This window comes from Delftia sp. WSY_7 (genome assembly GCF_043104845.1).
Classification (GTDB): domain Bacteria; phylum Pseudomonadota; class Gammaproteobacteria; order Burkholderiales; family Burkholderiaceae_C; genus Comamonas; species Comamonas tsuruhatensis.
This window is the reverse complement of record NZ_JBICLB010000014.1, coordinates 132,059-157,048: the sequence shown is the minus strand read 5'-3', so window position 1 is coordinate 157,048 and position 24,990 is coordinate 132,059. Positions and strand designations below refer to the sequence as shown.

General features: G+C 68.8%; 21 protein-coding genes. 11 read left to right on the top strand and 10 right to left on the bottom strand.

The window, feature by feature from the left end:
- The first annotated feature begins 1 nt into the window (after position 1).
- Complete coding sequence (locus ACF8ME_RS06970; protein ID WP_016446260.1) at positions 2-442, top strand: nuclear transport factor 2 family protein; 441 nt, start codon at positions 2-4, stop codon at positions 440-442.
- A 66-nt stretch (positions 443-508) separates the two neighbouring features.
- Here ACF8ME_RS06970 and ACF8ME_RS06965 read toward each other — a convergent pair whose 3' ends face one another.
- Positions 509-1,960, bottom strand: a complete 1,452-nt coding sequence (locus ACF8ME_RS06965; RefSeq protein ID WP_016446259.1) for a catalase — start codon at positions 1,958-1,960, stop codon at positions 509-511.
- A 264-nt stretch (positions 1,961-2,224) separates the two neighbouring features.
- The gene (locus tag ACF8ME_RS06960) at positions 2,225-2,767 is read right to left on the bottom strand and encodes a PAS and helix-turn-helix domain-containing protein (protein ID WP_016446258.1); all 543 of its coding nucleotides are present in this window, start codon (positions 2,765-2,767) and stop codon (positions 2,225-2,227) included.
- A gap of 73 nt (positions 2,768-2,840) precedes the next feature.
- Here ACF8ME_RS06960 and ACF8ME_RS06955 point away from each other — a divergent pair, with 73 nt between their 5' ends.
- The 6 genes from ACF8ME_RS06955 to ACF8ME_RS06930 all read left to right on the top strand — a co-directional run bounded on the left by ACF8ME_RS06955 (position 2,841) and on the right by ACF8ME_RS06930 (position 11,532).
- Entirely contained in the window at positions 2,841-3,548 is a 708-nt protein-coding gene (locus tag ACF8ME_RS06955) for a CoA transferase subunit A (protein WP_016446257.1), read from the top strand.
- A 2-nt stretch (positions 3,549-3,550) separates the two neighbouring features.
- A complete protein-coding gene (locus ACF8ME_RS06950; protein WP_012206068.1) occupies positions 3,551-4,189 on the top strand; it encodes a 3-oxoacid CoA-transferase subunit B in 639 nt (212 codons plus the stop codon).
- A 108-nt stretch (positions 4,190-4,297) separates the two neighbouring features.
- Positions 4,298-5,662 (top strand): HD-GYP domain-containing protein, encoded by a 1,365-nt coding sequence (locus ACF8ME_RS06945; protein ID WP_016446256.1) that lies wholly within the window; start codon positions 4,298-4,300, stop codon positions 5,660-5,662.
- A 91-nt stretch (positions 5,663-5,753) separates the two neighbouring features.
- Positions 5,754-6,638, top strand: coding sequence for a translesion DNA synthesis-associated protein ImuA (imuA, locus tag ACF8ME_RS06940; RefSeq protein WP_154834157.1), 885 nt, complete (start codon positions 5,754-5,756; stop codon positions 6,636-6,638).
- 6 nt (positions 6,639-6,644) lie between these two features.
- Entirely contained in the window at positions 6,645-8,153 is a 1,509-nt protein-coding gene (locus ACF8ME_RS06935) for a DNA polymerase Y family protein (protein WP_046987828.1), read from the top strand.
- Positions 8,146-11,532, top strand: coding sequence for an error-prone DNA polymerase (locus ACF8ME_RS06930; protein ID WP_392415811.1), 3,387 nt, complete (start codon positions 8,146-8,148; stop codon positions 11,530-11,532). The genes ACF8ME_RS06935 and ACF8ME_RS06930 overlap by 8 nt, the downstream gene beginning before the upstream one ends.
- A 35-nt stretch (positions 11,533-11,567) precedes the next feature.
- Here the strand turns inward: ACF8ME_RS06930 and tsaA are convergent, their stop codons facing one another.
- From tsaA to ACF8ME_RS06890, 8 genes are all read right to left on the bottom strand, one after another.
- On the bottom strand, positions 11,568-12,062 hold the full coding sequence (gene tsaA, locus ACF8ME_RS06925; protein WP_016451588.1) for a tRNA (N6-threonylcarbamoyladenosine(37)-N6)-methyltransferase TrmO: 495 nt from the start codon (positions 12,060-12,062) through the stop codon (positions 11,568-11,570).
- Entirely contained in the window at positions 12,059-12,424 is a 366-nt protein-coding gene (locus tag ACF8ME_RS06920; protein WP_016446251.1) for a winged helix-turn-helix domain-containing protein, read from the bottom strand. The genes tsaA and ACF8ME_RS06920 overlap by 4 nt, the downstream gene beginning before the upstream one ends.
- A gap of 339 nt (positions 12,425-12,763) precedes the next feature.
- The gene (locus ACF8ME_RS06915; protein WP_392415810.1) at positions 12,764-15,046 is read right to left on the bottom strand and encodes an AsmA family protein; all 2,283 of its coding nucleotides are present in this window, start codon (positions 15,044-15,046) and stop codon (positions 12,764-12,766) included.
- A gap of 147 nt (positions 15,047-15,193) precedes the next feature.
- Positions 15,194-16,540, bottom strand: a complete 1,347-nt coding sequence (locus ACF8ME_RS06910) for an MFS transporter (protein ID WP_017403840.1) — start codon at positions 16,538-16,540, stop codon at positions 15,194-15,196.
- A gap of 37 nt (positions 16,541-16,577) precedes the next feature.
- Complete coding sequence (locus tag ACF8ME_RS06905; RefSeq protein ID WP_392415809.1) at positions 16,578-17,897, bottom strand: MFS transporter; 1,320 nt, start codon at positions 17,895-17,897, stop codon at positions 16,578-16,580.
- Positions 17,898-18,018: 121 nt separating this feature from the next.
- Positions 18,019-18,897: an SMP-30/gluconolactonase/LRE family protein gene (locus tag ACF8ME_RS06900; RefSeq protein ID WP_392415807.1), complete on the bottom strand. Its 879-nt coding sequence runs from the start codon at positions 18,895-18,897 to the stop codon at positions 18,019-18,021.
- A 46-nt stretch (positions 18,898-18,943) separates the two neighbouring features.
- Positions 18,944-19,876 carry a 3-keto-5-aminohexanoate cleavage protein gene (locus tag ACF8ME_RS06895; protein WP_046988027.1) on the bottom strand — a complete coding sequence of 311 codons (933 nt, stop codon included), beginning with the start codon at positions 19,874-19,876 and terminating at the stop codon, positions 18,944-18,946.
- Between the two features lie 47 nt (positions 19,877-19,923).
- Positions 19,924-20,718, bottom strand: coding sequence for an SDR family oxidoreductase (locus tag ACF8ME_RS06890; protein ID WP_046988026.1), 795 nt, complete (start codon positions 20,716-20,718; stop codon positions 19,924-19,926).
- A gap of 138 nt (positions 20,719-20,856) precedes the next feature.
- Here ACF8ME_RS06890 and ACF8ME_RS06885 point away from each other — a divergent pair, with 138 nt between their 5' ends.
- The 4 genes from ACF8ME_RS06885 to ACF8ME_RS06870 all read left to right on the top strand — a co-directional run bounded on the left by ACF8ME_RS06885 (position 20,857) and on the right by ACF8ME_RS06870 (position 24,962).
- The gene (locus tag ACF8ME_RS06885) at positions 20,857-21,600 is read left to right on the top strand and encodes a GntR family transcriptional regulator (protein ID WP_392415806.1); all 744 of its coding nucleotides are present in this window, start codon (positions 20,857-20,859) and stop codon (positions 21,598-21,600) included.
- A gap of 12 nt (positions 21,601-21,612) precedes the next feature.
- Positions 21,613-22,530 (top strand): pseudouridine synthase, encoded by a 918-nt coding sequence (locus ACF8ME_RS06880; protein ID WP_392415804.1) that lies wholly within the window; start codon positions 21,613-21,615, stop codon positions 22,528-22,530.
- A gap of 106 nt (positions 22,531-22,636) precedes the next feature.
- Positions 22,637-23,185 (top strand): TetR/AcrR family transcriptional regulator, encoded by a 549-nt coding sequence (locus tag ACF8ME_RS06875; protein ID WP_016446240.1) that lies wholly within the window; start codon positions 22,637-22,639, stop codon positions 23,183-23,185.
- 1 nt (position 23,186) lies between these two features.
- On the top strand, positions 23,187-24,962 hold the full coding sequence (locus tag ACF8ME_RS06870) for an MFS transporter (protein ID WP_012206052.1): 1,776 nt from the start codon (positions 23,187-23,189) through the stop codon (positions 24,960-24,962).
- Positions 24,963-24,990: the final 28 nt, after the last annotated feature.

Here is a 24,990-nt window from a genome sequence, read left to right as displayed (position 1 = left end):
CATGTCCCAGCCCCCGAAGAACGCCCATCCCGCAGTCGCCCGCTCCCTGGAGCTGTGGCATCGCATGGTTGCCGCCAGCGACCTGGGCGAGCTGCACACCATCGTCCATCCCGATGCAGTGTTCCGCTCGCCCATGGCCAACACGCCCTATGCCTCGGCAGCCGCGCTGATGCTGGCGCTGTCCACTGTGGTCCAGGTCTTCGAGAACTTCACCTACCACCGCCAGATGGCCAGCGATGACGGCCTGGACGTGGTGCTGGAGTTCAGCGCCAGCGTGGGCGGCAAGAACCTCAAGGGCATCGACTTCATCCGCTTCGACGAGCAGGGGCTGATCCGGGAATTCGAGGTCATGGTGCGCCCCATGAGCGGCCTGCAGGCCCTGGGCACGGAGATGGGCAAGCGGCTGGGCGACAAGCTTCCCGCCTTCAAGGCCGTGGCCTGAGGGCAGGGCGCGCCATGAAAAACGCCCCCGAAGTTTCGGGGGCGTTTTGCCGTGGGCGTCAGCCGGTCAGAGCGTGCCGGCCTTCTGGCGGGCGATGGCATCGGCCACGCCCTTGCCGTAGGCCGGGTCGGCCTGGGTGCAGTGCGCTATGTGCTTTTGCACGATGTGCTCGGACACACCGGCGATGTTGCGCGCCGTGTTCTCGAACAGGCGCTGCTGCGCATCGGGCGTGAGCAGGCGGAACAGGTCGCCGGGCTGGGTGAAGTAGTCGGCATCGTCCTCGCGGTAGTTCCAGCGGTCGGCCGCGCCGTTGAGGGCCAGCGGCGGCTCGGCGAAGGCCGGCTGCTCCTGCCACTCGCCCTTGGTGTTGGGCTCGTAGGCGATGGTGCCGCCGTAGTTGCCGTCCACGCGCATGGCGCCGTCGCGGTGGTAGGCGTGGTAGGGGCAGCGCGGCGCGTTCACGGGGATCTGGTGGTGGTTCACGCCCAGGCGGTAGCGCGCGGCATCGCCGTACGAGAACAGGCGCGACTGCAGCATGCGGTCGGGCGAGGGGCCGATGCCCGGCACCAGGTTGGCCGGCGTGAACGAGGCCTGCTCCACATCGGCGTGGTAGTTGCGCGGGTTGCGGTTGAGCTCCATCACGCCCACTTCGATCAGCGGGTAGTCCTTCTTGCTCCAGACCTTGGTCAGGTCGAAGGGGTGGAAGCGGTAGGTCTCGGCTTCATGCTCGGGCATGATCTGCACGCACAGCTTCCAGCGAGGGAACTCGCCGCGGTCGATGGCCTCGAGCAGGTCGCGCTGGCTGCTTTCACGGTCGGAGGCGACGACGGAGGCCGCCTCGGAATCGGTGAAGTTCTCTATGCCCTGCTGGCAGACCCAGTGGAACTTGACCCAGTGGCGCTCGTTGCTGGCGTTGATGAAGCTGTAGGTATGCGAGCCGAAGCCATGCATGTGGCGGTAGCCGCGCGGAATGCCCCGGTCGCTCATGACGATGGTGATCTGGTGCAGCGCCTCGGGCAGGCCGGTCCAGAAGTCCCAGTTGTTCTCGGGCGAGCGCAGGTTGGTGTAGGGGTCGCGCTTGACGGCCTTGTTCAGGTCCGGGAACTTGAGCGGGTCGCGGAAGAAGAACACCGGCGTGTTGTTGCCCACCAGGTCCCAGTTGCCTTCCTCGGTATAGAGCTTGACGGCGAAGCCGCGGATATCGCGCTCGGCGTCGGCCGCGCCGCGTTCGCCGGCCACGGTGGAAAAGCGCGCGAACACTTCGGTCTGCTTGCCGATGTCGGAGAACACCTTGGCGCGGGTGTAGCGCGTGATGTCACCCGTCACGGTGAAGGTGCCGAAGGCGCCCGAGCCCTTGGCGTGCATGCGGCGCTCGGGAATCACTTCGCGGTTGAAGTGGGCCATTTTTTCCAGATGCCACAGGTCCTGCAGCAGCATCGGGCCACGCGGGCCGGCCGTGAGCGAGTCCTGGTTGTTGGCAACCGGGGCACCTGCGGCGGTGGTGAGCTTGTGGGTCATGGTCTCTCCTTGATCGAGGGGTGGTAGCGGCGCCGGCTTGCACGCAGGCAGCGCGGCGCTTGGAAAATCAATAGCTGCGTGCTATCGAATTGCTTTTATTGTTGTTTCGTTCTATGGATGCGGCAAGGCTTTGGCGATTGGCAAATCTCAACTGCGCCATAGCCAAAAAATTTCACCGCACCCCGCCTGCGTCGTGCCGGGCATGCTTTTTGCCAAGGCATTGTGTTGCGCGGGCGGATACGGCCCGTGTAGGCCGTCGCCCTGTCAGCCAGAGACCAGCTTGTGGACCAGATCGGCGGCCGTGGAGGCGCCGTACTTGCGCATCAGCCGTGCGCGGTAGATCTCCACCGTGCGGTGGCTGATGGCCAGGGCGCGGCCGATTTCCTTGGAGGTCAGGCCTTCCAGCAGGCGGGCGGCCACCTCGCGCTCGCGCCCCGTGAGTTCGGCCTTGACGGGGCGCTGGGCGCTGAGGTCCTCGAAGCTCCAGATGCCCGAGGCATGCGGGTCGCTGCGGTCCAGCGTGCGGCCCGTGACATGGCACCAGAACGTTTCGCCGTTGGCGCGCTTCATGATGCGGTTGTCCGAATAAAAGCCCCTTGCATTGAGAATGGGCGCGATGCGCGCGCCCAGCCGCTCATACTCGTCGGCGCTGGGGTAGAGGATCTGGAAGGTCTGGCCGATCAGCACCTCGCGCGAGGCCTCGAACATCTCGCAGACCTGGCGGTTGCAGTCGATCATGGTGCGGTTGCGCGAGATCACGAGACCGACGGGGGCGGCCTCGAACGCCAGCCTGTAATCTATATCCATGGGCAAATCTTTACGAAGAACTACTTATGCAAGTACGTAGTATCGTAGCGCATCCAATCTGAAGGAGACATGTGTGAAAAAGCTCTACCCCTCTGCGGAGCAGGCGCTCCAGGGCGTCGTGGCCGACGGGCAATTGCTGGCTGTGGGAGGCTTCGGCCTGTGCGGCATTCCCGAGGCCCTGATCGACGCGCTGCGTGACAGCGGCGTCAAGGGCCTGACGGTGATTTCCAACAACGCGGGCGTGGACGGCTTTGGCCTGGGCAAGCTGCTGGAGACGCGCCAGATCAAGAAGATGATCTCGTCGTATGTGGGCGAGAACAAGGAGTTCGAGCGCCAGTACCTGGCCGGCGAGCTGGAGCTGGAATTCACGCCCCAGGGCACGCTGGCCGAGAAGCTGCGCGCAGGCGGCGCCGGCATTCCCGCCTTCTTCACCAAGACCGGCGTGGGCACCATGGTGGCCGAGGGCAAGGAGCTGCGCGAATTCGACGGCGAGACCTATGTGATGGAGCGCTCGCTCGTGCCCGATGTCTCCCTGGTCAAGGCCCACCGTGCCGACAAGAGCGGCAACCTGCAGTTCCGCCTGACGGCGCGCAACTTCAACCCTGCCGCCGCCACGGCCGGCAAGGTCTGCATCGTGGAAGTGGAGGAGGTGGTCGAGGTCGGCGAGATCGCACCGGACGACATCCACCTGCCCGGCATCTACGTGCACCGCATCGTGCACAACCCGAACCCCGAAAAGCGCATCGAAAAGCGCACCATCACAGAAAAACAAGGAGCCTGACCATGCCGTGGACCCAAGACCAGATGGCCGCCCGCGCGGCCCAAGAACTCGAAGACGGCTTCTACGTCAACCTGGGCATCGGCATTCCCACCCTGGTGGCCAACCACACGGGTGACAAGGAAGTGTGGCTGCAGTCCGAGAACGGCATGCTGGGCATCGGCCCCTTCCCGACCGAGGATGCCGTGGACGCCGACCTGATCAACGCCGGCAAGCAGACCGTGACGACGATTGCCGGCTCGTCCATCTTCGGCAGCGACCAGTCGTTCGCCATGATCCGCGGCGGCAAGATCAACCTGTCCATCCTGGGCGCCATGCAGGTGTCCGAGAAGGGCGACCTGGCCAACTGGATGATTCCCGGCAAGATGGTCAAGGGCATGGGCGGCGCCATGGACCTGGTGGCGGGCGTCAAGCGCGTCATCGTGCTCATGGAGCATGTGGCAAAGAAGAAGGACGGCACGACCGACCTCAAAATTCTTCCCGCCTGCACTCTGCCTTTGACCGGCGTGGGCGTGGTGGACCGTATCATCACCGACCTGGGAGTGATGGACGTGACGCCGCAGGGCCTGAAGCTCGTGGAACTGGCCCCCGAAGTGAGCTTCGAGGACATCCAGTCCAAGACCGGCGTGACGCTGATTCGCTGATGTTGCCGTGCTGTGCAGTGCCTGCCTGGTGCAGGCCTGCGCGACGAGAGCCCGCCTTGCGCGGGCTCTTTTGCTTATATTTCAGATTTCGAGCCAATGGGAGCCTCTATGACGGATGTCGCGGCCGTGCGCAATCCACCGACAGCGCAGGGATGGAAGGACGAGGGCGTGCATTTCCTGCGCGCCGTCACCGACATGGCCGAGCATTGCAACGTGGTGACCGGCGAGCCCATCTTCAACGACAAGGGCGTCAAGCTCGTGGACAAGGGCGCGCGCATCGACAGCAACATGTACGAGCGCCTGGTCAAGCACAAGCTGCGCGACCCCATCGACAAGCACCTGGGCGTGGACAACCGCGTGGACGTGCTGGCCATCGAGGCCCAGGCCATGGTGCAGTGCGAGACCGTGGACCTGATGCGCCGCCTGGTGCAGTCGCTGGGCGGCACGGACCGGCTACTGGCGCCGCTGCGCCTGATGGTGCTGCCGCCGCAGATCGCCTTCAAGCTCACGGTCATGCGCGAGCAGCGCCCCGAGCTGTTCGCCCACAGCCTGCAGATGATGCTGGTGGCCGTCTACCTGGCGCTGCAAAGCGAATGGAGCGAGCGTGAATGCGGCCCGCTGGCCACGGCGGCCCTGCTGCACGATGTGGGCATGCTCTACATGGACCCGGCCTGGACCGATCCCAACTACCGGCTCACGGGCGCCGAGCGCAAGCACCTGGTGGCGCACTCGGTCACGGGCATGCTCATCATGCGGGGCGCGGGCGCGTATTCGCAGGACGTGGAAATGGCCGTGCTCGAGCACCACGAGCGCATGGACGGCACGGGCTATCCGCGCGGCGTGCATGGCGAAGCCATCTCCAAAATGGGCCGGATCCTGTTGCTGGCCGAGGTGGTCTCGGCCTTCTTCGACAAATTCCAGGACCTGCCCGGCCAGCGCCTGTCGCTGATGCTGCGCATGAACCACCGCCGCTATCCGGCCGATCTGGTCGGCATCCTGCTGCCGCTGCTGTACGACGAGATCTCGCCGGGCACGCCGCTGCCGCCGCTGCAGGCCGAGGTCACGCACAGCGTGGCAGCGCTGTCGGCCGCCTTCCAGATGTGGGACACGTTCAGCCAGGCCTTTCCCGAGCGCTGGCAGGCCATGCCCGACCACCAGGCGGCCGTCTACATCGACTCCAGCATCGGCAGCCTGCAAAAGCAGCTGGCCGAGGCCGGCCTGCACCCGAACCAGCAGACCGACCTGCTGGCCTACCTCAAGGACGACGTGCAGGGCATGAGCGAGCTGGCCCTGCTCAGCCGCGAGGCCCTGTGGCAGCTGCAGGCCATCGTCAACGCCTGCCTGCGCCGCTGGCCCGCCATCAACGCCCGCACCCACGCCGTGGACACGGCGGTCGCGCAATGGTGCGAAGCCTGCATGCAGATCGACGCCACGCCGCCGCCGGGTGGGGCAGCGGCAACAGCTGCGCACTGAGACAGCCGGGCTTGCCCGGCTTTTTTTACATCCGTGGATCTCTTGGAAATCAAGAGTGCTGTATATTCATACAGTATTTGAAATTTTCCCCATGACCACGCCCCACGCCTCCCAACCTGCGCAGCCCGCCCCCATGGCGGGCGCGGCGCGTGTGCTGCCTCAGTTGCAGGGCGTGTGGCGTGGCGATGGCTGGCAGCAGGCGCTGCAGCAGCGCGTCCAGCCTTCGGGCCATGCGCTGCTGGATGCGCAATTGCCGGGCGGGGGCTGGCCGCTGGGCGCCATGGTCGAGCTGCTGCAGCCCGCCCATGGCCATGCCGAATGGCCGCTGCTGCTGCCGGGCCTGGCGGCCCTGATGCAGCGCAGCGCGGGCCAGGTGGTGCTGGTGGCGCCGCCTTGCAGGCCTTTTGCACCGGGACTGGAAGCGGCGGGCGTGGCGGCGCACCGGCTGTGCTGCGTGGAGGCCGATACCCACCCCGGCACCCACCCCGGCGCCCACCCGGCAGGCGATGGGGCAGGGCTGGCCTGGGTCTGTGAGCAGGCACTGCGCTGCCGCGACGTGCTGGCCGTGCTGGCCTGGCTGCCGGCCGGTCTGCCCATGGCCACGCTGCGCCGGCTGCAATGGGCGGCCGCTGCGCAGGGGCGCATTCTGTGGCTGTGGCGCGAGGCCTCGGCCTCCCTGCAGACGGTGGCCTCGCCTGCGCCGCTGCGGCTGCGCGTGGAGACCGAGCTGGGGGTGCCGGGCGAAGGCGGTACGCCAGCCTGCCTGCGCGTGCAGTTGCTCAAGCGCCGGGGGCCTGCGCTGGAGCATCCCTTGAAACTGCCGCTGCACCACTGGGCCTGGCAGGACGTGCTGCAGGCCCAGGCCCTGCGGCGCACCCGGCAGGCGGGCGAGGCGCAGCGCTGGCTTCATGGACACGGGCAACTGCTGCCCGCCGAGGCGCCCGCCCTGCAGGCGGCAGCGCACACCCTGGGATGAGATGCCATGGCACAGCCGAACCAAGCACTGCACTGGATTGCCTGGCCGCTGCATGCCGCGCAGGGCGATGGCCAGGGCAACGGCGACAGTGATGGCAAAGGCAGTGCCTGCGCGCAGCAGGCCTGGTGGGCCCTGCGCTGGACGCCGCGCGTGGCCGTCTGGCAGGGCGCAGGGCAGGCCGTGGCGCTGATGGAGGTGGGCAGCGTGGAGCGCCTGTGGGGCGGCCGCCAGTCCATGCTGCTGGGCCTGCTGCGCGCTCTGCGTGAACAGCAGCCTGACACAGGGCAGGCAGGCAGCCCGCAGATGCCGGTCTGGGCCCGGGCCGCCACGGCCTGGCAGGCGCTGGCCCGGCTGCGCTGGCGCATGCAGGGCACGGATTCGCGCCAGCCCTGGCCGCCTGCCGACGCACTGCCCATCTGGACACTGCCCGCACTGGAGCCGCATGCGCCGGCCCTGGAGCGCATGGGCTGCCGCCGCTGGGGCGAGCTGCGCGCCCTGCCGCGCGCGGGCCTGGCGCGGCGCATCGGGCTGCCGGCCCTGCTGGCGCTGGACCAGGCCTATGGCAGCAGCCCCCATGCGCTGGACTGGCTGGAGCTGCCCGAGCACTTTGCATTGCGCGCCGACCTGGGCTATCCGGCCAGCGACGCCCAGGCCCTGCTGCAGGCCGCCCGGCCCCTGCTGCGCGCGCTGCAGGCCTGGCTGCAGGCCCGCCACCAGGGCGTGCTGGGCCTGCAACTGCGCTGGCACCACGATCTGCGGCGCGTGGACGGCACGCAACTGCCGGCCTGGGAAGCGCTGGACATCCGCACGGCCCGGCCCGCCCAGGCGCTGGAGCACATGGAGCGCCTGCTGCGCGAACGCCTGGCCCGCACGCCCTGGCGCGCGCCTGCGGACATGCTGGAGCTGGTGGCGCTGGACACCGCGCCTTTCGCGGCCGATGCCGGCAGTTGCCTGCCACCGGCCGCGCCCGGTCCGGCGCCGCTGGGCGAGGCGGCAGGCGCGGCAGATGGGGCAGGCGCGGCCAGCGGCATGGCCTGGCATGAATGGGTGGAGCGCGTCTCGGCCCGCCGTGGCGCGCAGGGCGTACGGGTGGCGCAGCTGCAATCGGACCACCGGCCCGAGGCCATGCAGCGCTGGACCCCGGCCTGCGAGGCCTTGCAGACCCCGCAGGCACCGCGGCGGCCCGCGCACGCGCGCAAGGCGGCCAACCCCTGGCAGGGCCTGCTGCCGCCCTGGCTGCTTGATCCGCCCCAGCCCCTGCTCCTGCAGGGCAGCCGCCCTTGCTGGCAGGGGCCGCTGCAATTGCTGGCCGGCCCCTATCGGCTGGAGGCCGGCTGGTGGGGAGAGCCGCAGGCCGATGCGGCGCTGGCCGTGCGTGACTATTTCGTGGCCAGCAACGCGGCTGTCGGCCATGTCTGGATCTACCGCGAGCGCGCGCCTGCATCGGAGCGGCTGCCAGGCATGCCGGCCCTGCTGTCGCCCGCCGCCTGGTTTGCGCAAGGCATCTATGGCTGAACAGGACATCCTGCTGGAGCCGCCGCCCCCGCAGCTGCAGCGGCTGCAGCCCCCGCCCCAGGCCACCGGGCCGGTGTCCGGCATGGCATCGGGCCCGGGCCTGCCCGGCTATGCGGAGCTGCACTGCCTGTCGAACTTCAGCTTTCTGCGCGGCGCCTCTTCGCCGGCCCAACTGGTGCAGCGCGCCAAGGCCCTGGGCTACCAGGCGCTGGCCCTGACCGACGAATGCTCGGTGGCCGGCGCCGTGCGGGCCTTCGAGGCTGCACGCGACTGCGAGATGGCCCTGATCCATGGCAGCGAATTCGCCTGGGGCCCGCTGCGCGTGGTGGCGCTGGCGCGCGATCTGAACGGCTGGGGCAACCTCTGCGAATTCATCAGCGCGGCGCGCGCCCGTGCCGAAAAGGGCCAGTACCTGGTCGATACCAACAGCCCCTGGCATCTGCTGCGTGAAGGCTGCGAATGCATTGTCCTGCCACAGCGTGAGCTGCTTCCAGCCGGCGATGTGCCCGCCATCGCCCAGGCCGTGCAGGCCACCGTGGCGCAGCTGGGGCCGGGCTGCTGGCTGGGCGTGGAGCTGCTGCTGGCGCCCGACGACAGCCTGTGGCTGCAAAGCCTGCAGGACGTGGCAGGGTTAATGGGCCTGTCCTGCGTGGCATGCGGCGACGTGCACATGCATGCGCGCTCGCGCAAGCCGCTGCAGGACCTGGTGACGGCGCTGCGCCTGGGCTGCACGGTGGCCGAATGCGGCTTCGAGCTGCATCCCAATGCCGAGCGCCATCTGCGCTCACGCTTGCGGCTGGGCGGCATCTATCCGCGCGCCATGCTGGATGCAACCTTGCAGATTGCCGCGCGCTGCGATTTCAAGCTCAGTGAGATCAGCTACCACTATCCGCAGGAAAGCGTGCTTCCCGGCATGGACGCGCGCCAGACCCTGGCCTGGCATACCTGGCAGGGAGCGGCGGGGCGCTATCCGCAAGGCATTCCCGAATCGGTCGCCAAGCAATTGAAGGATGAGCTGGAGCTGATCGCCGAATGCCGCTACGAGATGTACTTTCTCACCGTGCACGACATCGTGCGCTATGCGCGCAGCGAAGGCATCCTGTGCCAGGGCCGTGGTTCGGCCGCGAACTCGGCCGTCTGCTATTGCCTGGGCATCACGGCCGTGGACCCGAACAAGACCACGCTGCTGATGGCGCGCTTCATCAGCCGCGAGCGCAGCGAGCCCCCAGATATCGACGTGGACTTCGAGCACGCGCGGCGCGAGACCGTCATCCAGTACATCTACGAAAAATACGGCCGCGGCCGTGCGGCGCTGACGGCCGTGGTCAGCTGCTGGCGCACGCGTGGCGCACTGCGCGACGCGGGCAAGGCCCTGGGCGTGGATGCGGTGCTGATCGACGCCATGGCCCGGCAGCACCACTGGTTCAGCGATGCCGAGGACGAAGCGGCCGAGCCGGAGCCCGAACCCGATGACCCCGCCCTGGGCTGGGTGCGCTCCAAGCTGCTGCGCCTGGCCCGGCTGCGCGAGCGGCTGGGCGACGACTGCCCGCAACTGTCGCCCCAGCGTGCGCGGCTGTGGCTGGAGCTGGCCCTGCAGCTGCGCGACAGCCCGCGCCACCTGAGCCAGCATGTGGGCGGATTTGTGCTGACCGACGGGCCGCTGACGCGGCTGGTGCCCGTGGAGCCGGCCGCCATGCAGGGCCGCTCGGTCATCCAGTGGGACAAGGACGATCTGGACACCATGAAGCTGCTCAAGGTCGATGTGCTGGCCCTGGGCATGCTCACCGTGCTGCGCGGCAGCCTGCACGCGCGCGCCGCGCTGCGCGGCCCGCGCTGGGAGCTGACCGACATCCCCAAGGACGACCCGGCCACCTACGACATGATCTGCCGCGCCGACACCGTGGGTACCTTCCAGATCGAGAGCCGGGCGCAGATGAGCATGCTGCCCCGGCTGCAGCCGCGCGAGTTCTACGACCTGGTGGTCGAGGTCGCCATCGTGCGGCCCGGCCCCATACAGGGCGGCATGGTCCATCCCTATCTTCAGGCGCGCGAGCGTCGGCGGCAGGGCGGCGAGCTGGTTCTGGAAAAGCCTGCGCTCGAGAAGGCGCTCAAGCGCACGCTGGGCGTGCCCATTTTTCAGGAGCAGGTGATGCAGATCGCCATGATCGCGGCGAACTTCTCGGCGGGCGATGCCGACGAGCTGCGCCGCTCCATGGCGGCCTGGCGGCGCAAGGGCGGCGTGCACCGCTTCGAGCGTCCGTTGATAGACGGCATGCTGGCCAACGGCTACAGCGCCGAATTTGCCCAGGCCATCTTCCGCCAGATGCTGGGCTTTGGCGAATACGGCTTCCCAGAAAGCCATGCCTACAGCTTCGCCATGCTGGCCTATGCCAGCGCCTGGCTCAAGCGCCATGAGCCGGCCTGTTTCCTCATGGCCTTGCTCAATGCCCAGCCCATGGGCTTCTACACCCCCTCGCAACTGATCCAGGATGCGCGCCGCCACGGCGTGCGCGTGCTGCCCGTCGATGTGCGCCACAGCGACTGGGACTGCACGCTGGAGGCACCGCACGAGCGCATTGCCGGCGTCGAGCTGCCGCAGCCGGCCGTGCGCCTGGGTCTGTGCATGGTGGCGCAGCTGCCAAAGACTTCGGGCGAGCGCGTGGCCCAGGTCCGAGCGCAGGCGCCGTTCAGGAGCACCGAGGACCTGGCCCTGCGCGCCCGGCTGCAGCGCGCCGAGCTGCAGGCCCTGGCGGCGGCCGATGCGCTGCAGGGCCTGTCAGGCCACCGCCGCCAGCAGATGTGGGATGCGGCGGCCCTGCAGGTGCAGCCCCCGCTGTTCGCGGGCGTGCCCGTGCACGAGGCGCCCGTGCAACTGGCCGCCGCGCCCGAGGGCGAGGAAATCCTGTTCGACTACGCGGCCACGGGCCTGAGCCTGCGCCGCCATCCGCTGGCCCTGCTGCGTGACCGCCTGCGCCGCCACGGACTGCGCACGGCGCTGGAGCTGCGCGACACGCTGGCGGGCATGCGCGTGCGGGCCTGCGGCATCGTCACCGTGCGCCAGCGCCCGCCCACGGCCAAGGGCACGGTCTTCATCACGCTGGAGGACGAGACGGGCACGGTCAACCTGGTGGTCTGGCCCGATACCGTCACGCGCTGGGGCGAGCCCTTGCTGGGCGCGCGGCTGCTGGCGGTCGAGGGCATCTGGCAAAGCAGCTCTGACTGGGGCGGCGGCAAGGACTGCGGCGAGTCAGTGCCTGCAGAGCAGGCCAGCCAGGAGGTGCCCGCCGTGCGCCATCTCATCGTGCACCGCGCCCGCGACATGAGCCGCTGGCTGGGCCGCCTGGGCGGCGCCGGCGTGGCGAGCCGCAATTTCCACTGAGGGCTGTTGCCGTTGCTGCGGCTGCCGAAGCAGGCTCAGGCCATGCGGGCGTCGGCGCGGATGTCGGGCATCTGGTCGATACGCTTGCCGAACCAGCCTATGCGCTCGGTCTGGCGCACATCCAGCCTGGGCACGTAGGGCTTGATATCGAGCACGGGCGTGCCGTCCAGCATGTCGTTGCCCAGGAAATGCAGCAGCAGTCCTTCGCGCCGCACCAGGCGCACGATGGACAGGCCCAGCCGGTTGGGCCGCGCCGGGGCGCGCGTGGCGAACACGCCGTGGCTGCTGTCGTCCATGAAGGGCACGACTTCCAGCTTTTCCACGGCCTGGTGCAGGTGGGTGATGAGGATCAGGTAGTCAAAGCCTTCGATGTCGCGCAGCCCGGCCTCGAACTCGGGCAGCAGCTCCACGCGGCCTGCCTCGTCGGCCGCGCCTGCCGTCTGTATGGGCATGCCCACCGGATCGGTGAAGCGGCTGCGCACATGGCCGATGGGGCGGCAGCCTATGGCTTGCGCGGCGGCATCGCTCATGCGCTGGCGGTGCCCTGGGGATTGAGCAGGCGCGTCAGCGCTGCGATATCGGCCGCAGCCGCCATGCGCGACGTGGTTTCTATGGAGCGGTAATGCCTGACGATGGCCTCGCCCGTGGCCGTGAGCGAGGCGCCGCCGCCATGGGCGCCGCCTGCGCTGGTGTTGACGGCCGGCGTCTGCAGCGCGCGGTTCATCTCGTCCACGAGCACCCAGGCGCGCCGGTACGACATGCCCAGCGAGCGGGCTGCGGCCGAGATGGAGCCCGCCTCGGCGATGGATTCGAGCAACTGCACCTTGCCGGGTCCGATGGCAATGGTGCTGTCGTTGTATACGCGCAGGCGGAACTGGACTTTGGAGGACATGGGAGAAGGGCTGGGCACGGCAAAAGCGGGTTAACGGCGAAGGTTAAGCGAAATCAACGGTCTGCGCCGCGATGGGGCTAAGGGGAAATACGCAATGCATGGCCTGCTACAGCGGGGCGGGTCATATGCACTGTGCGCCGCCGCCGTTCGCAACGGCTGTGGCCCTCATGGTACTGATGGCTCGCACGGTCGGCGTTGCCACTCTTGCCAGACTGCACGCTGGCCCAAGCCCCGGCTCACATAGGCGCGCGGTGATCATGGTCTTGCTGGCCAGCGCCTGGGGACGGCCATTCGTGGCGTCCCCAGGGCGCGCTGCAGCTGAAGGCCGGGCAGGCCTTCCTACTTCTTGCCGGCGTCTGCCAGCAGGCGCTGGCATTGCGCATCTTCCTCGGCAGCCGGCACCGTCAGCGGCACCAGGGCCAGGGCGGCGGGCGCCACCACGGCGGCGGCCACGGCCGCGCCCGCACGCAGCAGCAGCGGGCCGGGCTCCACGCCCACCTTGGGGTTGGCGAAGCTGCCGCGCACATACAGGGGCGTGCGCAGCGAGAAGAACTTCCACTTCAGCGATTCGGGCTTGATGTGCAGATCCATGGTCTCCTGCGCCAGGCTGATCTGGCCTGTGGCCTCCACGATCGCCTCCGGCGTCGCCAACTTGACGTTGCGCGTGCGTGCCAGGCCGTTCTGCACGGACAGGTCGGCCACGGCGCAGTTGAGCTGGACTTCCTTGTCGGCACCGAACAGCTTGGTCACCACCACGCTGCCCAGGTTGAGCGCGGCCAGGTCCAGCAGTTGCTTGCTGAAGCGCCCGTCGCGCACATACAGGCGCATGTCGCCGGAGCTGGTGCCCAGCCATTCGGCCATGGACTGGCCTCGGCCCTCCAGGGCGATGGCGCCATCCATGCTGCCCAGGCTTTTCTTCATCAATTCGATCTCGGGGAACAGGGCCGACAGCTGCAGCCCCTGGACCTTGCCCTGGAGGTTGGCCTTGGGCGGCTTGGCGCCGCTGTCCACCATGGCCTGCAGGTCCAGCTTGCCCTTGGCCATGCCGAAGCGCAGCGGCGCCAGGCGCAGCACGCCGTTGTCCATGACGGCATGTACGCTGAAGTTCTCGATGGGCAGGGCCTGGGGACGCTCGATGCGGTCACTCTGGAAGTGCACATCCATATCCATGGCATTCCACTTGCTGGTGTCAAAGCGCTGCGTGGGCAGGGTCTTGCCGCTGGCCGCCTGCCGGCTTTTCTGGTCCTGCCTGGTGGACGGTGCTCCTACCACCGGCCCCAGGTCGGCCAGGCGCAGCTTGCGCGATGCCAGTTCGCCGCTGAGCTTGGGCCGGGGCTTGCCGGATGCGTAATGCAGCGAGCCGCGCAGATCGCTCTGGCCCACGCGGCCCTCGAAGTTTTCGTAGTCCCACTCGGCGCGGCCGGGCTGCAGGCTGCCGACCAGATGGCCGTTGGTGTCGAAGGGCGGTGTGCGCGGCAGCAGCAGGCCGGTCAGTGGGAACAGGTCGGCCATGCTGGAGCCGCGCAGGTGCACCTGCAGGTCCATGCCCTTGAGTGCCCTGGGATTGTCGAGAATGCCCTCGGCCCGTGCGCGCAGGCTGCCCGCATGGGCCCACAGCTTGACCGGAAAGCGTGCCTGCTCGCTTTGCAGGTCCAGCACGGGGCCGATGAGGCCCTGGGCCTCGACCGTGGCCTTGGCGATGCGGCCGGTCAGGCCGACGCGCATGCCATACGGAAAGTCTGGACTGGGCGGCCGTACAAGGCTGTCCAGGCGTGCGCGCACCGCCATCTGGCGCACGCCATCGCTCCAGCCCACCAGGCCGCCGCGCAGGCTCAATTGCGTCACTTGGAAGCGCCAGCGCGGACCGGTGGACCCGGGGCGCTTGAAAGTCCAGTTGTTGCTGCCGTCCTTGCGCCGTGCAAAGACCAGGTCAGGCCCTTCGAGCTGCAGATGGTCCAGCAGCACGTGCCGGCCCAGCAGCGGCCACAGCCGCAGGCTGGCCGTGGCGCGGGCTGCCGTGGCCATGGTGGCGGCGTCGCGCGGGGGAGGGGCCATTTTTTCGTCGGCCAGGACGATGCTGTCGCTGTCGATACTGGGCGCGGAAGGGCTGGCCTGCGAGTCCTTGTCCTTGCCTTCGTCCTTGTCCGTGCCCTTGTCCTTCGCCTTTCCCCTGGGCTGTTCCTTGGCTTTCTCCTCGGGCAGGCGGCCCTTGTTCAACTGGTCGGGCGGCGCAGGCAGGGCAGGCAGCTCGCCACTGCCCTTGGCCGGCTCCTGCTCCACCTGCCAGCCTTCGGGCTGGCCCAGGGTCAGCTGCTCGGCCTGGACGGTGACGCCAGGAATCCAGTGACGCCAGCCCTGGTCCAGCGGCTGGGGCCAGTTCCATTGCACCCGCAGGTCGCCTTCAATCGCGAAATGCCGGCCGGTGCTTTCACTGACCCGCTCATTGATCCAGGGCCTGGCGCGGTTCCAGTCATAGGTGGCAATCAGGACCACGACCAGCGCCAGCAGCAGCACCAGGGCCGAGACCATCCACACGAGGATGCGCAGCCAGCGGCGGCGCGGCGGGCGGGGTGTGGGCTTGGAGGCCGGCGTGGGGGAGCTGTCGGTCGCTGTGTCGGTCATGGCGCAGGGGGCCGCTAAATGGAGTTCGGTCCATCCTAGCGCCGCAAAACCGCTTGCCAAGGTCCGGGACGCGCTGGCGGGCAGCCGGCAGGCCCGCATACAGGAGATTGGCCTACAGCGCGGCCTGCCGTGGCAAAAGCGCTGTCATCACCGTGTCTCCTGACCTTGGCGCAGCCGGGTGGATGCCAGGGCGGCCACCACCAGCAGGCCCGCCATGATGAACAGGCCGTTGCGCGTGCTGCCCGTGGCCTGTTCGATCATTCCCATCACGGTGGGGCCGATGAAGCCGCCCACCAGGCCGCAGGTATTGACCAGGGCAATGCCGCCCGCCAGCCCCGCACCCGCCAGCCGCGAGGCCGGGAACAGGAAGACGACGGACTGCACCACGAAGAACATCAGCGCCGTGAGGCTGAAGCCCAGCAGCCCCAGCGCGGGCGAGGCCTTGCCCGCCAGCGCCGCCAGCAGCAGGCCGGCGGCCATGGTGCCCAGGCCCGCCAGCAGCATGCGCCGGCAGCGCTGCGGGTGGGTGGCAAAGCGCGGCAGCCAGGCCGCACCGATGGCCGCTGCGATCCAGGGCACGGAGTTGAGCGTGCCGATCTGCAGCGGCGAGAGCTGGCCGTAGGTGCCGATGATGCCCGGCAGAAAGAAGATCACCGTATAGATGCTGATCTGGTGGCAGAAGTAGACAAGGATGGCCAGCCAGATCTGGCGGTCACGCAGGCAGTCCCGGAGCGAGTGGCCCACCTGGCCGGCGCTGGCCTGCTGGTCCTGCTCGGCCTGCAGGCGTTGCAGTACCTCGCGCGATTCGGCGGCCGTCAGCCAGGGTGCGCTGGCCGGGCCGTCTGGCAGCTTCTTCCAGACCACCCAGGCCAGGGCCACGGCGGGCAGGCCCTCGATCACGAACATCCATTGCCAGCCGTGCCAGCCCAGGAAGCCGTCCATCTGCAGCAGCGCGCCGCCCACGGGGCCGCTGAGGATGTTGGCAATGCACACGCCCAGCAGGAAGTAGCCGATGGCGCGGGCCCGTTCCTCGCGGCCGAACCAGTAGGTCAGGTACAGCATCACGCCGGGGAACAGCCCCGCCTCGGCCGCGCCCAGCAGCACGCGCATCACGTAGAACGAGGTCTCTCCGGTGATGAAGGCCATGCCGGCCGACAGCAGGCCCCAGGTCACCATGATGCGGGTGATCCAGAACCGCGCGCCCACCCTGTGCATGATCAGGTTGCTGGGCACTTCCAGCAGGGCGTAGCTCAGGAAGAACAGCCCCGCGCCCAGGCCGTAGGCGGCCGCCGAGATGCCCAGGTCCACCTCGATGTGCGACTTGGCCAGCGCGATATTGGTGCGGTCTATGAAGCTGATCACATAGGACAGCACCAGCAGCGGCATCAGCCTGCGGAAGATGCGGGCGTTGAGCAGCGACTGCCTGTCGCCGGCGGCCGGCTGCGGCCGTGCGGGCGGCGCGTGAACAGGGGAGGGCGATGGGTGATGGACCATGGCAAATCCTTGGAAAGATGGGTGGATGAAAGCGGAGTCAGGCGGTGGCGGTGGAGGCGGCGTTGCCGCGCGTGCCCAGCTGCAGGGCCACGCCGCCCAGCGCGCAGCCGGCCATGACCAGGAAGCACAGGGCATAGCCGCCGGGGCTGGTCCAGCCGCCGCCCAGGGAGATCAGGCTGCCCATCAGCACGGGCGCGATGCCGCCGCCCACGAACATGGCGGTGGTGATGATTCCGTTGGCCGTGGAGGTGGCCGCAGGCTGGGCGCAGTCCGAGGCCACCGCGTAGTAGATGGGCCAGACCGCATTGGCGACCAGGCCGAACAGCAGCTGCATCACCACGACCAGGGCCATGGTGTCGGCGAAGTAGAAGGCGCCCACGCTGGCGGCCATCCACAGGCCGCAGATCACCAGGGTGACGCGGCGCCCGATCACGTCCGACAGAGCCGGCCAGACCAACTGGCCCAGGATGCCGGTGAGCGTGAACACCACGCTCATGCCTGCCGATTCGGCCAGCGACAGGCCCATGATGTTGTAGAGGTAGGCGGGCAGCACCACGTTGATGCCCATGTAGACCACCTGCGTGAGCAGGGTGTTTCCAGCCGTCAGGGCGATGCTGCGGTTGGTCAGCGTGCTGCGCAGGGTGCGCCAGGCCTGGCCTTTTTCCACCTGCGCCGCCACGCTGGCCTGCGGCGGGGTCATGCCCCGGGCGGCGATGTCGGCATACAGCAGTTCCATCTTCTGCGGCGTGGAGTAGCGCGCCCAGAACCACATCAGCGGGATGGCGACGACCAGCGCGACAAAGAACACATAGCGCCAGTTCTCCTCGCCGAAGGCGTACAGCACAAAGCCGGCGACCAGGCCACTGAGCATGGCGCCCACCGGATAGCCCGTGTGGTGGGCGCCCAGCGCGAAGCCGCGCCGCTCCACCGGCCACCACTCGGCGGTGTTGCTCACGCCCACGGGCTCGCCCCAGCCGGCGCCCAGGTTGACGCCGACGCGCAGCGCCACGAAGCCCGCCAGGCTGCCGCTCAGCGCCTTGAAGCCCGAGGCGAACGACAGCGCCGTATAGCCCAGCACCAGGGGCACCTGAAAGCGTGCGCGCTTCCAGCCCGCGCCGTAGCGGTCGCTCCAGATCGCGCCGGGAATGTCCAGCACGGCCAGGGCCAGCATCACGATGGTGGCCACCGTGCCCCATTCGTCGGCCGACAGGCCGAAGTGCCGGGAGATGGTCGGCCCCAGCCGCAGCACGATCTCGCGGTCGTAGGCATTCAGTACCCAGATCAGCCAGCAGACCAGCAGGGATACCCATGAATAGCGGTGGATCTGGCGCAGCGAAGCGCGCGGGGCCTGGGCCATGGCGGTCTCCCGGGCACCAGCGGTGGGTGCCGTTTCATTGTTGTGTGGATGAAGGCGCCGCTTCGCGGGGCGGGCGGCGTTGCGGTGCGAAGGCTCCGGGCCTGCATGCCCGGCTCCGCGCTCAGGCGCCGAAGCGCTGCTCGGGCAGGCCACGCACGCCCAGCCCCTTGACGGAGAACAGCGCGCCACGGGCCTGGCCGTCGCCCGGGAAACGCGGCAACGGCGGCTTGCCCATGGAGGTGACGTACAGCGTGTCGAGCCCGGGCCCGCCGAACATCACGCTGGTCACCTTGCGCACCGGCATCTCTATCACCCGGTCCACCCGGCCGTCCGGCGTGTAGCGCACCAGCTGGCCCGCGTACACCAGGGCCTGCCACAGGCAGCCTTCGGCATCGACCGTGGCCCCGTCGGCCGCGCCGCCACCGCTGGTGTCGACCGGGGCAAAGGTCCGGCGGCCGCTGGCATGGCCCGTGGCCGTGTCGTAGTCGTAGGCCCGGATCTCGCCGCTCCACGTGTCCGAGAAATAGAGCGTCGTGCCGTCCGGGCTCCAGCACGGGCCGTTCGAGCAGATGATGCCCTCGTCCAGCACATGCAGGCTCAGGTCCGTGTCCAGCCGGTACAGCCGCGCCGAAGGCTGCTCCTCCAGGGTGTCCATGGAGCCGAAGACGAAGCGGCCCTGCCGGTCCACCTTGCCGTCGTTGAGCCGGTTGCCGGGAAGGTGGGACTCGGGGGCGACGACCAGCTCCAGCTCGCCGCTTTCCAGGTCCAGCGTGTGCACGCCGCCGTGCAGCGCCACCAGGGCCGAGCGGCCGTCGCGGCGCAGTGCCATGGAGCCAATCTTCTGGCCGACTTCCCAGGCGCGCAGTTCCCGCCCGTCGGCCGTGCAGCGGAAGATGCGGCCGTCGAAGCTGTCTATCCAGTACAGGCGCTGCTGCCCGACGTCCCACAGCGGGCCTTCGCCCAGCGTGGTCTTGAGGTCGGCGACGATATCGATCTGCATGGGAGTCTCCTGTTCGGTGGCATGGGGGCTGGCCCGGGAAGGCGATTCAGAAGGCCACGTTGGCCGCACCCTTGAGGCCCAGCATCCGGCGCGCCTCGTCAGGCGTGGCGACGTCGACATTCAGGGCCTCGAGCACGGTGCGGATGCGGCGCACCTGCTCGGCGCTGGAGGTGGCCAGCTGCCCCGGGCCTATCCACAGAGAGTCTTCCAGCCCCACGCGCACATGCGAGCCCATGGCCGCGCCCATGGTGGCCAGCGGCAGCTGGTTGCGCCCGGCGCCCAGGATGGACCACTGGTAGTTGCTGCCCAGCAGGCGGTCGGCCGTGCGCCGCATGTGCATCAGGTCCTCCGGGTGGCCGCCGATGCCGCCCAGGATGCCGAACACCGACTGCACGAACACGGGCCCCTGCACCAGCCCCCGGTCCACGAAATGCGCCAGGTTGTGCAGGTGGCTGATGTCGTAGCACTCGAACTCGAAGCGCGTGCCCTGGGCCTGGCCCAGCCGCAGGATGCCTTCGATATCGGCAAAGGTGTTCTTGAAGACCAGGTTGCGGCTGTTTTCCAGGTGCTCGCGCTCCCAGGCGTGTTCCAGGTTCGGGAAGCGCTCCAGCATGGGGAACAGGCCGAAGTTCATCGAGCCCATGTTCAGCGAGGCCAGCTCGGGCTGGAACTCGGTCACGGGCCGCATGCGCTCTGGCACCGTCATGTGCGGGCTGCCGCCCGTGGTGATGTTGACAATGGCATCGCACTCGGCACGGATCGCCTTGAGAAAGGGGCGGAACAGCTCAGGGTCCTGCGAAGGGCGTCCGTCGCGGGGATCACGGGCATGCAGGTGCACGATGGCGGCGCCGGCCTCGGCGGCATCGATGGCGGCGCGGGCAATCTGCTCGGCCGTCACGGGCAGGTGGGGCGACATGCTGGGCGTGTGGATGGCGCCCGTGGGCGCGCAGGTGATGATGGCTTTGGTGCGGGTGGCCATGGAAGGTCCTTGCAAACGGTGAAAAAGGCGAGAGGAGGAGAGGGCGCTCAGCTCAGCGCCTGGGTCAGGCCATCGACGGCCAGTTCCTGGCCCGTGACATGGCCGGCCAGCGGGCTGGCGGCAAACACGGCCATGTTGGCAATGTCGCGCGCCGTGGCCATGCGGCCCAGCGCGGCCTGGTGCGTGTAGCTGCGCGTGACGTCCTCCAGCGGCAGGCCGCGCGCCTGCGCCTTGGCGGCAATCACATCGCGGATGCGCGGGCCGTCCACGGCGCCCGGCAGGATGGCGTTCACCCGGATGCCGTCTGCGCCCAGCTCCAGTGCCAGCGACTTGGTCAGGCCGATCACCGCCCACTTGGACGCCGAATAGGCCGTGCGGCCCGGCATGCCCAGGTGGCCTGCCGCCGAAGACAGGTTGACGATGGCCGCCTGCCGGCCCTCGCGTGCCGATTGCCGAAGCCGGGGCACGGCCAGCCGCGTGCACAGGAAGGCGCCGGTGATGTTCACATCCAGCGTGCGCTGCCAGTCGGCCAGCTCCAGCGTCTCCACCGCGCCCGTGGGGCCGGCCACCCCGGCGTTGTTGACGAGGATGTCCAGGCCGCCCAACTCGTTGTCCACGGCCTTGAACAGGGCCTGCACCTGCAAGGCATCCGACACATCGGCAAGACGGCCGCTGGCGCCGGGCAGGGCGGCAGCCAGCGCATCCAGGCTGGCCTGGGCCACGTCACAGACCATGACGCGCGCGCCGGCCTCGGCAAAGGCGCGGCTGATTTCCAGGCCGATTCCGGCGGCGCCCGCCGTCACCAGGACGCGCTGGCCGGCCAGAAGATCGTTTTTCCACATGCGGGGACTCCTTGGGAACTCAAACAAAGGTGAAAGGGATTCGGGTTGGGTTTGGATTTTGTATCTGTGATCACAGATCAAATATGGTGAATACCCTATGAGGCATGACAGCGGCGGCGCCGCGCTACCATCGCCGCCATGGCCATCAACGAACTAGTCACCCCACTCAAACGGCAGACCCTCAGCAGCGATGTCTATGCACAGCTCAGGGAATTGCTGATCACGGGCCAGATGATTCCGGGCGAGCAGATCTCGCTGCGCACCACGGCCAGCGCGCTGGGCGTCAGCGTCATGCCCGTGCGCGAGGCCGTGCACCGGCTCGTGGCCGAGCAGGCGCTGGAACTCACGCCCAACCGCGCGCTGCGCGTGCCCTTGATGACGGAAAGCGCCTTCCGCGAGATCACGCGCATCCGCGTCAACCTCGAAGGCCTGGCCACGGAGCAGGCGGCCCGGCAACTGCCGGCCGCCGGGCTGGAACGCATCGCCGCCCTGCAGGACCGCTTTGCGGCCGAGATGGCCAGCGCCTCGCCGGACGGCGCGCGGCTCATCGCCTTCAACAAGGATTTCCACTTCGCCGTCTACAGCGCGGCCGGCATGCCCATGCTGCTGCAGATGATCGAGGCGCTGTGGCTGCGCATAGGCCCCATCCTCAACCACGACATGCGCTCGGGCTCGCGCCGCGTGAGCGAACAGGTGGCGGTCGGCCACCACGCGCGCCTGGTCGAGGCGCTGCGGCGCGGCGATGCGCCCGCCGCGAAGGAGGCGCTGCGCGGCGACATCGAAAGCGCGGCCGACTACATTGTTTCGGCGGGCGTGCTGGTGACGGCGGACGGTGCCGCGGGCGGTGGGGATGACGGCGCGCCGGAAGTCCTGCGCCGCTAGAATCGCCGCCCCATGCACAACGCCCACGACCCAAAGGTTCTTCCCATACGCGACGGCGTCAGCCCCAGCTGCGTGGTGCTGCCCAGCCAGGGCGGCGGGTTGCTGATCGATTTTCTGGCCGAGCGCCTGCCGGCCGTGGCGCGCGAAGACTGGCTGCGGCGCCTGGCGCTGCGCGAGGTGGTGGACGAGCATGGCCGCGCCGCCGATGCAGGCACGGCCTTTGCGCCGGGCCTGCGCTACTACTACTACCGCGAGCTGCAGGCCGAGCCGCCCATTCCCTTCGAGGCCGAGGTCCTCCACCGCGACGCGCATCTGCTGGTGGCCGACAAGCCGCATTTCCTGCCCGTGGTGCCGGCCGGCAAGTACCTGCAGCAGACGCTGCTGGTGCGGCTCAAGCGCGAGTTCGACCTGCCCGAGCTGTCGCCCATCCACCGCATTGACCGCGATACGGCGGGGCTGGTGGTGTTTTCGGTGCAGCGCGCCACGCGCGGCATCTACCAGGCGCTGTTCCGCGACCGCGCCATCCACAAGACCTACGAGGCCGTGGCCCCCTGGCGCGAGGACGTGGTTTTCCCGCGCACGCATGAAAGCCGCATGGAGGAAAGCGGCCATTTCTTTCGCATGCACGAGGTGGCCGGCACGCCCAACACCAGCACCCACATGCAGGTGCTGGAGCAGCGCGGCCCCTGGGCGCGCTACCGGCTGGAGCCGGAAAGCGGCAAGCGCCACCAGCTGCGCGTGCACATGGCCGCCCTGGGCCTGCCGCTGTGGGGCGACGGCTTCTATCCCGAAGTGCATGACATGCCCGAGGGCGACTACTCGCGCCCGCTGCAGCTGCTGGCGCGCAGCCTGGCCTTCACCGATCCTCTGGACGGCCAGTCGCGGCGCTTTGACAGCCGCCGCCAGCTGCTGCCGCTGACCGACCTGTAGAGGCTTTTCCACTGCCGGAAACCGCTGGCTTTTTTGCCCATGGCCACGCCATGGGATAGGCCGGTTGCGGACATTTAACGGACAACTTTGTCCGATAATTGTCCGCATGACTTCCAAAAGACCCAGTGCCGATATCCGCCGCGCCCAGTTGTTGGACGCGGCCGATGCCGTGTTTTCCGAGCATGGCGTGACCGCGCCGCTGGACCTGGTGGTCGAGCGCGCCGAGGTCGGCCGCGCCACGCTGTACCGGCAGTTTCCTGACCGGCGTGCGCTGATGCTGGCGCTGCTGGAGCGTTCGCTGGACAGCATGCGCAGCGCGGCCGAAGCCATGGCCGAGGACGACGATGCCTTCTACAAGCTGCTGTCGCGCCTGGCCGAGCGCATTGCGGTCTCGGCCCCCATCACCGATTACTGGCGCACCGTGGAGCGCGGCGACGAGGTCATCGCCCAGGCCCGCGTTGCCATGTGGCAGATCTTTCGGCCGGCCATGGACCGGGCCGTGGCCTGTGGCCATTGCCGCCAGCCGCTGACGCAGGCCGAGCTGTCCCTGGTCTTCGGCATGCTGGGCGCCTCGCTGCGCGGCGAGACGCCGCAGCAGCGGCGCACACTGGCGCGCAAGGCGCTGCAGATCGTCTGGCAAGGCCTGAAGGCCTGACATGGCCACCACACCCACTCCACCAGGGCCCGTGCTGCCCCCGTCGCCCCCCGTCGTCTACCTCAAGCCCCCGCCGGACTGGGAAGAGCATGAAAAGCCCAGCCTGCCGGGCTCGCCGTCCATGCCGCTGCACCAGCCGGCCGTGCGCGCAGCCTATGGCCTGATCGCCGTGCTGGTGGCGCTGACGGGCGGCCTGGGCAATGCACTGTTCACGGCCAACCTGCCCACCATCCAGGGGCAGATGGGGCTGACGTCTTCCGAGGCCGCCTGGCTGACCGGCGCCTACGTCATGCTCAACATGACGGCCAATTTGCTGGTCTACAAGTTCCGCCAGCAGTTCGGCATGCGGCTGTTCGCCGAGATCGGCCTGGGCCTGTATGCGCTGCTGACGCTGCTGCACCTGGTGCTGGGCAGCTACACCAGCCTGCTCATGCTGCGCGCGGCCAGCGGCCTGGCGGGCGCCACCTGCAGCACGCTGGGCACGCTCTACATGCTGCAGGCCGCGCCGCGCAAGCATGTGCTCAAGATGCTGGTGATCGGCGTGGGCCTGGGGCAGATCGCCACGCCGCTGGCCTGGATCCTGTCGCCGGGCCTGCTGTTCAACAGCGAGTGGCACAACCTCTACCTGTTCGAGGCCGGCCTGGCCCTGATTTCGTTCGCGGGCGTGGTGGTGCTCAAGCTGCCGCCGGGCGTGCACATCCGCAGCTTCGAGCGGCTGGACTTCCTGACCTTCTTCCTGATGGTGCCCGGCGTGGGCCTGCTGATCGCCGTGCTGGTGCAGGGCTACAACCACTGGTGGCTGGACACGCCCTGGCTGGCCTGGATGCTGATCGGCTCCATCGTCCTGCTGAGCGTGGCGCTGTACATCGAGCACCACCGTCGCAACCCCATGCTGCAGACGCGCTGGTTCGTGCTGGCGCCCACGGTGCGCTTCGTGATCGGTGCGTTGCTGCTGCGCTTTCTGACCACCGAGCAGACCTATGGCGTGATCGGCATGCAGCGCATGCTGGGCATGACGGTGGACCAGATGCAGCCGCTGTTCATCGTCATCCTGCTGGGCACCATCGCGGGCATTGCCGTGTCGGCGCTGACCTTCGGGCTGGAGAACATGGGCAAGCAGATCGTGGGCTCCATCGTGCTGTTCGCGCTGGCGGCCTGGCTGGACCACAGCCGCACCAGCCTGGCCCGGCCCGAGGACTTCTTCGGCAGCCAGTTCCTCATGGCCGTGGGCGCGGGCCTGTTCATGGGGCCGCTGATGCTGATCGGCGTGGTGCAGGGCCTGAAGTTCGGCGCGCACTACATGCTGACGGCCATCGTCACCATCTCCATGACGCAGGCCATGGGCGCGCTCATGGGCTCGGCCCTGCTGAGCACCTACCAGATGCACCGCGAGCAAGTGTATTCGGCCGCCATCGTGGCCGATGTCGATCCCACCGACCCCATCGTGGCCGACCGCCTGCGCCTGCAGCAGCAAAGCCTGGCCCGCGTCATCGCCGACCCGGCCCTGCGCGCGGCCCAGGGCACGGCCCAGCTGGCGCAGGCCGCACGCCGCGAGGCCAATGTGCGCGCCTACAACGACGTGTTCGCCCTCACGGCCGGCGTGGCCGTGCTCTACCTGCTGTGGATGCTGGCCCTGGCCGGCCGCGCACGCCAGCGCGCCTTCGTGGAGCGCATGCGCGCCGCCGCAGCCGATGCCTCGGCCATGCGCGGCACCGATGCCGCCGCGCCGCAGGACGCGCCGGGCCAGCCGCCCACCCAACCCGTCGCCCGCGCCTGAAACCGTTCGCCCAGAGAAAAGACAACAA

Coding starts and splice junctions, on each gene's coding strand:
- imuA (WP_154834157.1), top strand. CDS start 5,754: ATGACCACGCCCCACGCCTCCCAACCTGCGCAGCCCGCCCCCATGGCG.
- ACF8ME_RS06960 (WP_016446258.1), bottom strand. CDS start 2,767: ATGGATATAGATTACAGGCTGGCGTTCGAGGCCGCCCCCGTCGGTCTC.
- ACF8ME_RS06915 (WP_392415810.1), bottom strand. CDS start 15,046: ATGACCGACACAGCGACCGACAGCTCCCCCACGCCGGCCTCCAAGCCC.
- ACF8ME_RS06910 (WP_017403840.1), bottom strand. CDS start 16,540: ATGGTCCATCACCCATCGCCCTCCCCTGTTCACGCGCCGCCCGCACGG.
- ACF8ME_RS06965 (WP_016446259.1), bottom strand. CDS start 1,960: ATGACCCACAAGCTCACCACCGCCGCAGGTGCCCCGGTTGCCAACAAC.
- ACF8ME_RS06950 (WP_012206068.1), top strand. CDS start 3,551: ATGCCGTGGACCCAAGACCAGATGGCCGCCCGCGCGGCCCAAGAACTC.
- ACF8ME_RS06890 (WP_046988026.1), bottom strand. CDS start 20,718: ATGTGGAAAAACGATCTTCTGGCCGGCCAGCGCGTCCTGGTGACGGCG.
- ACF8ME_RS06875 (WP_016446240.1), top strand. CDS start 22,637: ATGACTTCCAAAAGACCCAGTGCCGATATCCGCCGCGCCCAGTTGTTG.
- ACF8ME_RS06935 (WP_046987828.1), top strand. CDS start 6,645: ATGGCACAGCCGAACCAAGCACTGCACTGGATTGCCTGGCCGCTGCAT.
- ACF8ME_RS06970 (WP_016446260.1), top strand. CDS start 2: ATGTCCCAGCCCCCGAAGAACGCCCATCCCGCAGTCGCCCGCTCCCTG.
- ACF8ME_RS06920 (WP_016446251.1), bottom strand. CDS start 12,424: ATGTCCTCCAAAGTCCAGTTCCGCCTGCGCGTATACAACGACAGCACC.
- ACF8ME_RS06900 (WP_392415807.1), bottom strand. CDS start 18,897: ATGCAGATCGATATCGTCGCCGACCTCAAGACCACGCTGGGCGAAGGC.
- ACF8ME_RS06885 (WP_392415806.1), top strand. CDS start 20,857: ATGGCCATCAACGAACTAGTCACCCCACTCAAACGGCAGACCCTCAGC.
- ACF8ME_RS06870 (WP_012206052.1), top strand. CDS start 23,187: ATGGCCACCACACCCACTCCACCAGGGCCCGTGCTGCCCCCGTCGCCC.
- ACF8ME_RS06905 (WP_392415809.1), bottom strand. CDS start 17,897: ATGGCCCAGGCCCCGCGCGCTTCGCTGCGCCAGATCCACCGCTATTCA.
- ACF8ME_RS06895 (WP_046988027.1), bottom strand. CDS start 19,876: ATGGCCACCCGCACCAAAGCCATCATCACCTGCGCGCCCACGGGCGCC.
- ACF8ME_RS06880 (WP_392415804.1), top strand. CDS start 21,613: ATGCACAACGCCCACGACCCAAAGGTTCTTCCCATACGCGACGGCGTC.
- ACF8ME_RS06945 (WP_016446256.1), top strand. CDS start 4,298: ATGACGGATGTCGCGGCCGTGCGCAATCCACCGACAGCGCAGGGATGG.
- tsaA (WP_016451588.1), bottom strand. CDS start 12,062: ATGAGCGATGCCGCCGCGCAAGCCATAGGCTGCCGCCCCATCGGCCAT.
- ACF8ME_RS06930 (WP_392415811.1), top strand. CDS start 8,146: ATGGCTGAACAGGACATCCTGCTGGAGCCGCCGCCCCCGCAGCTGCAG.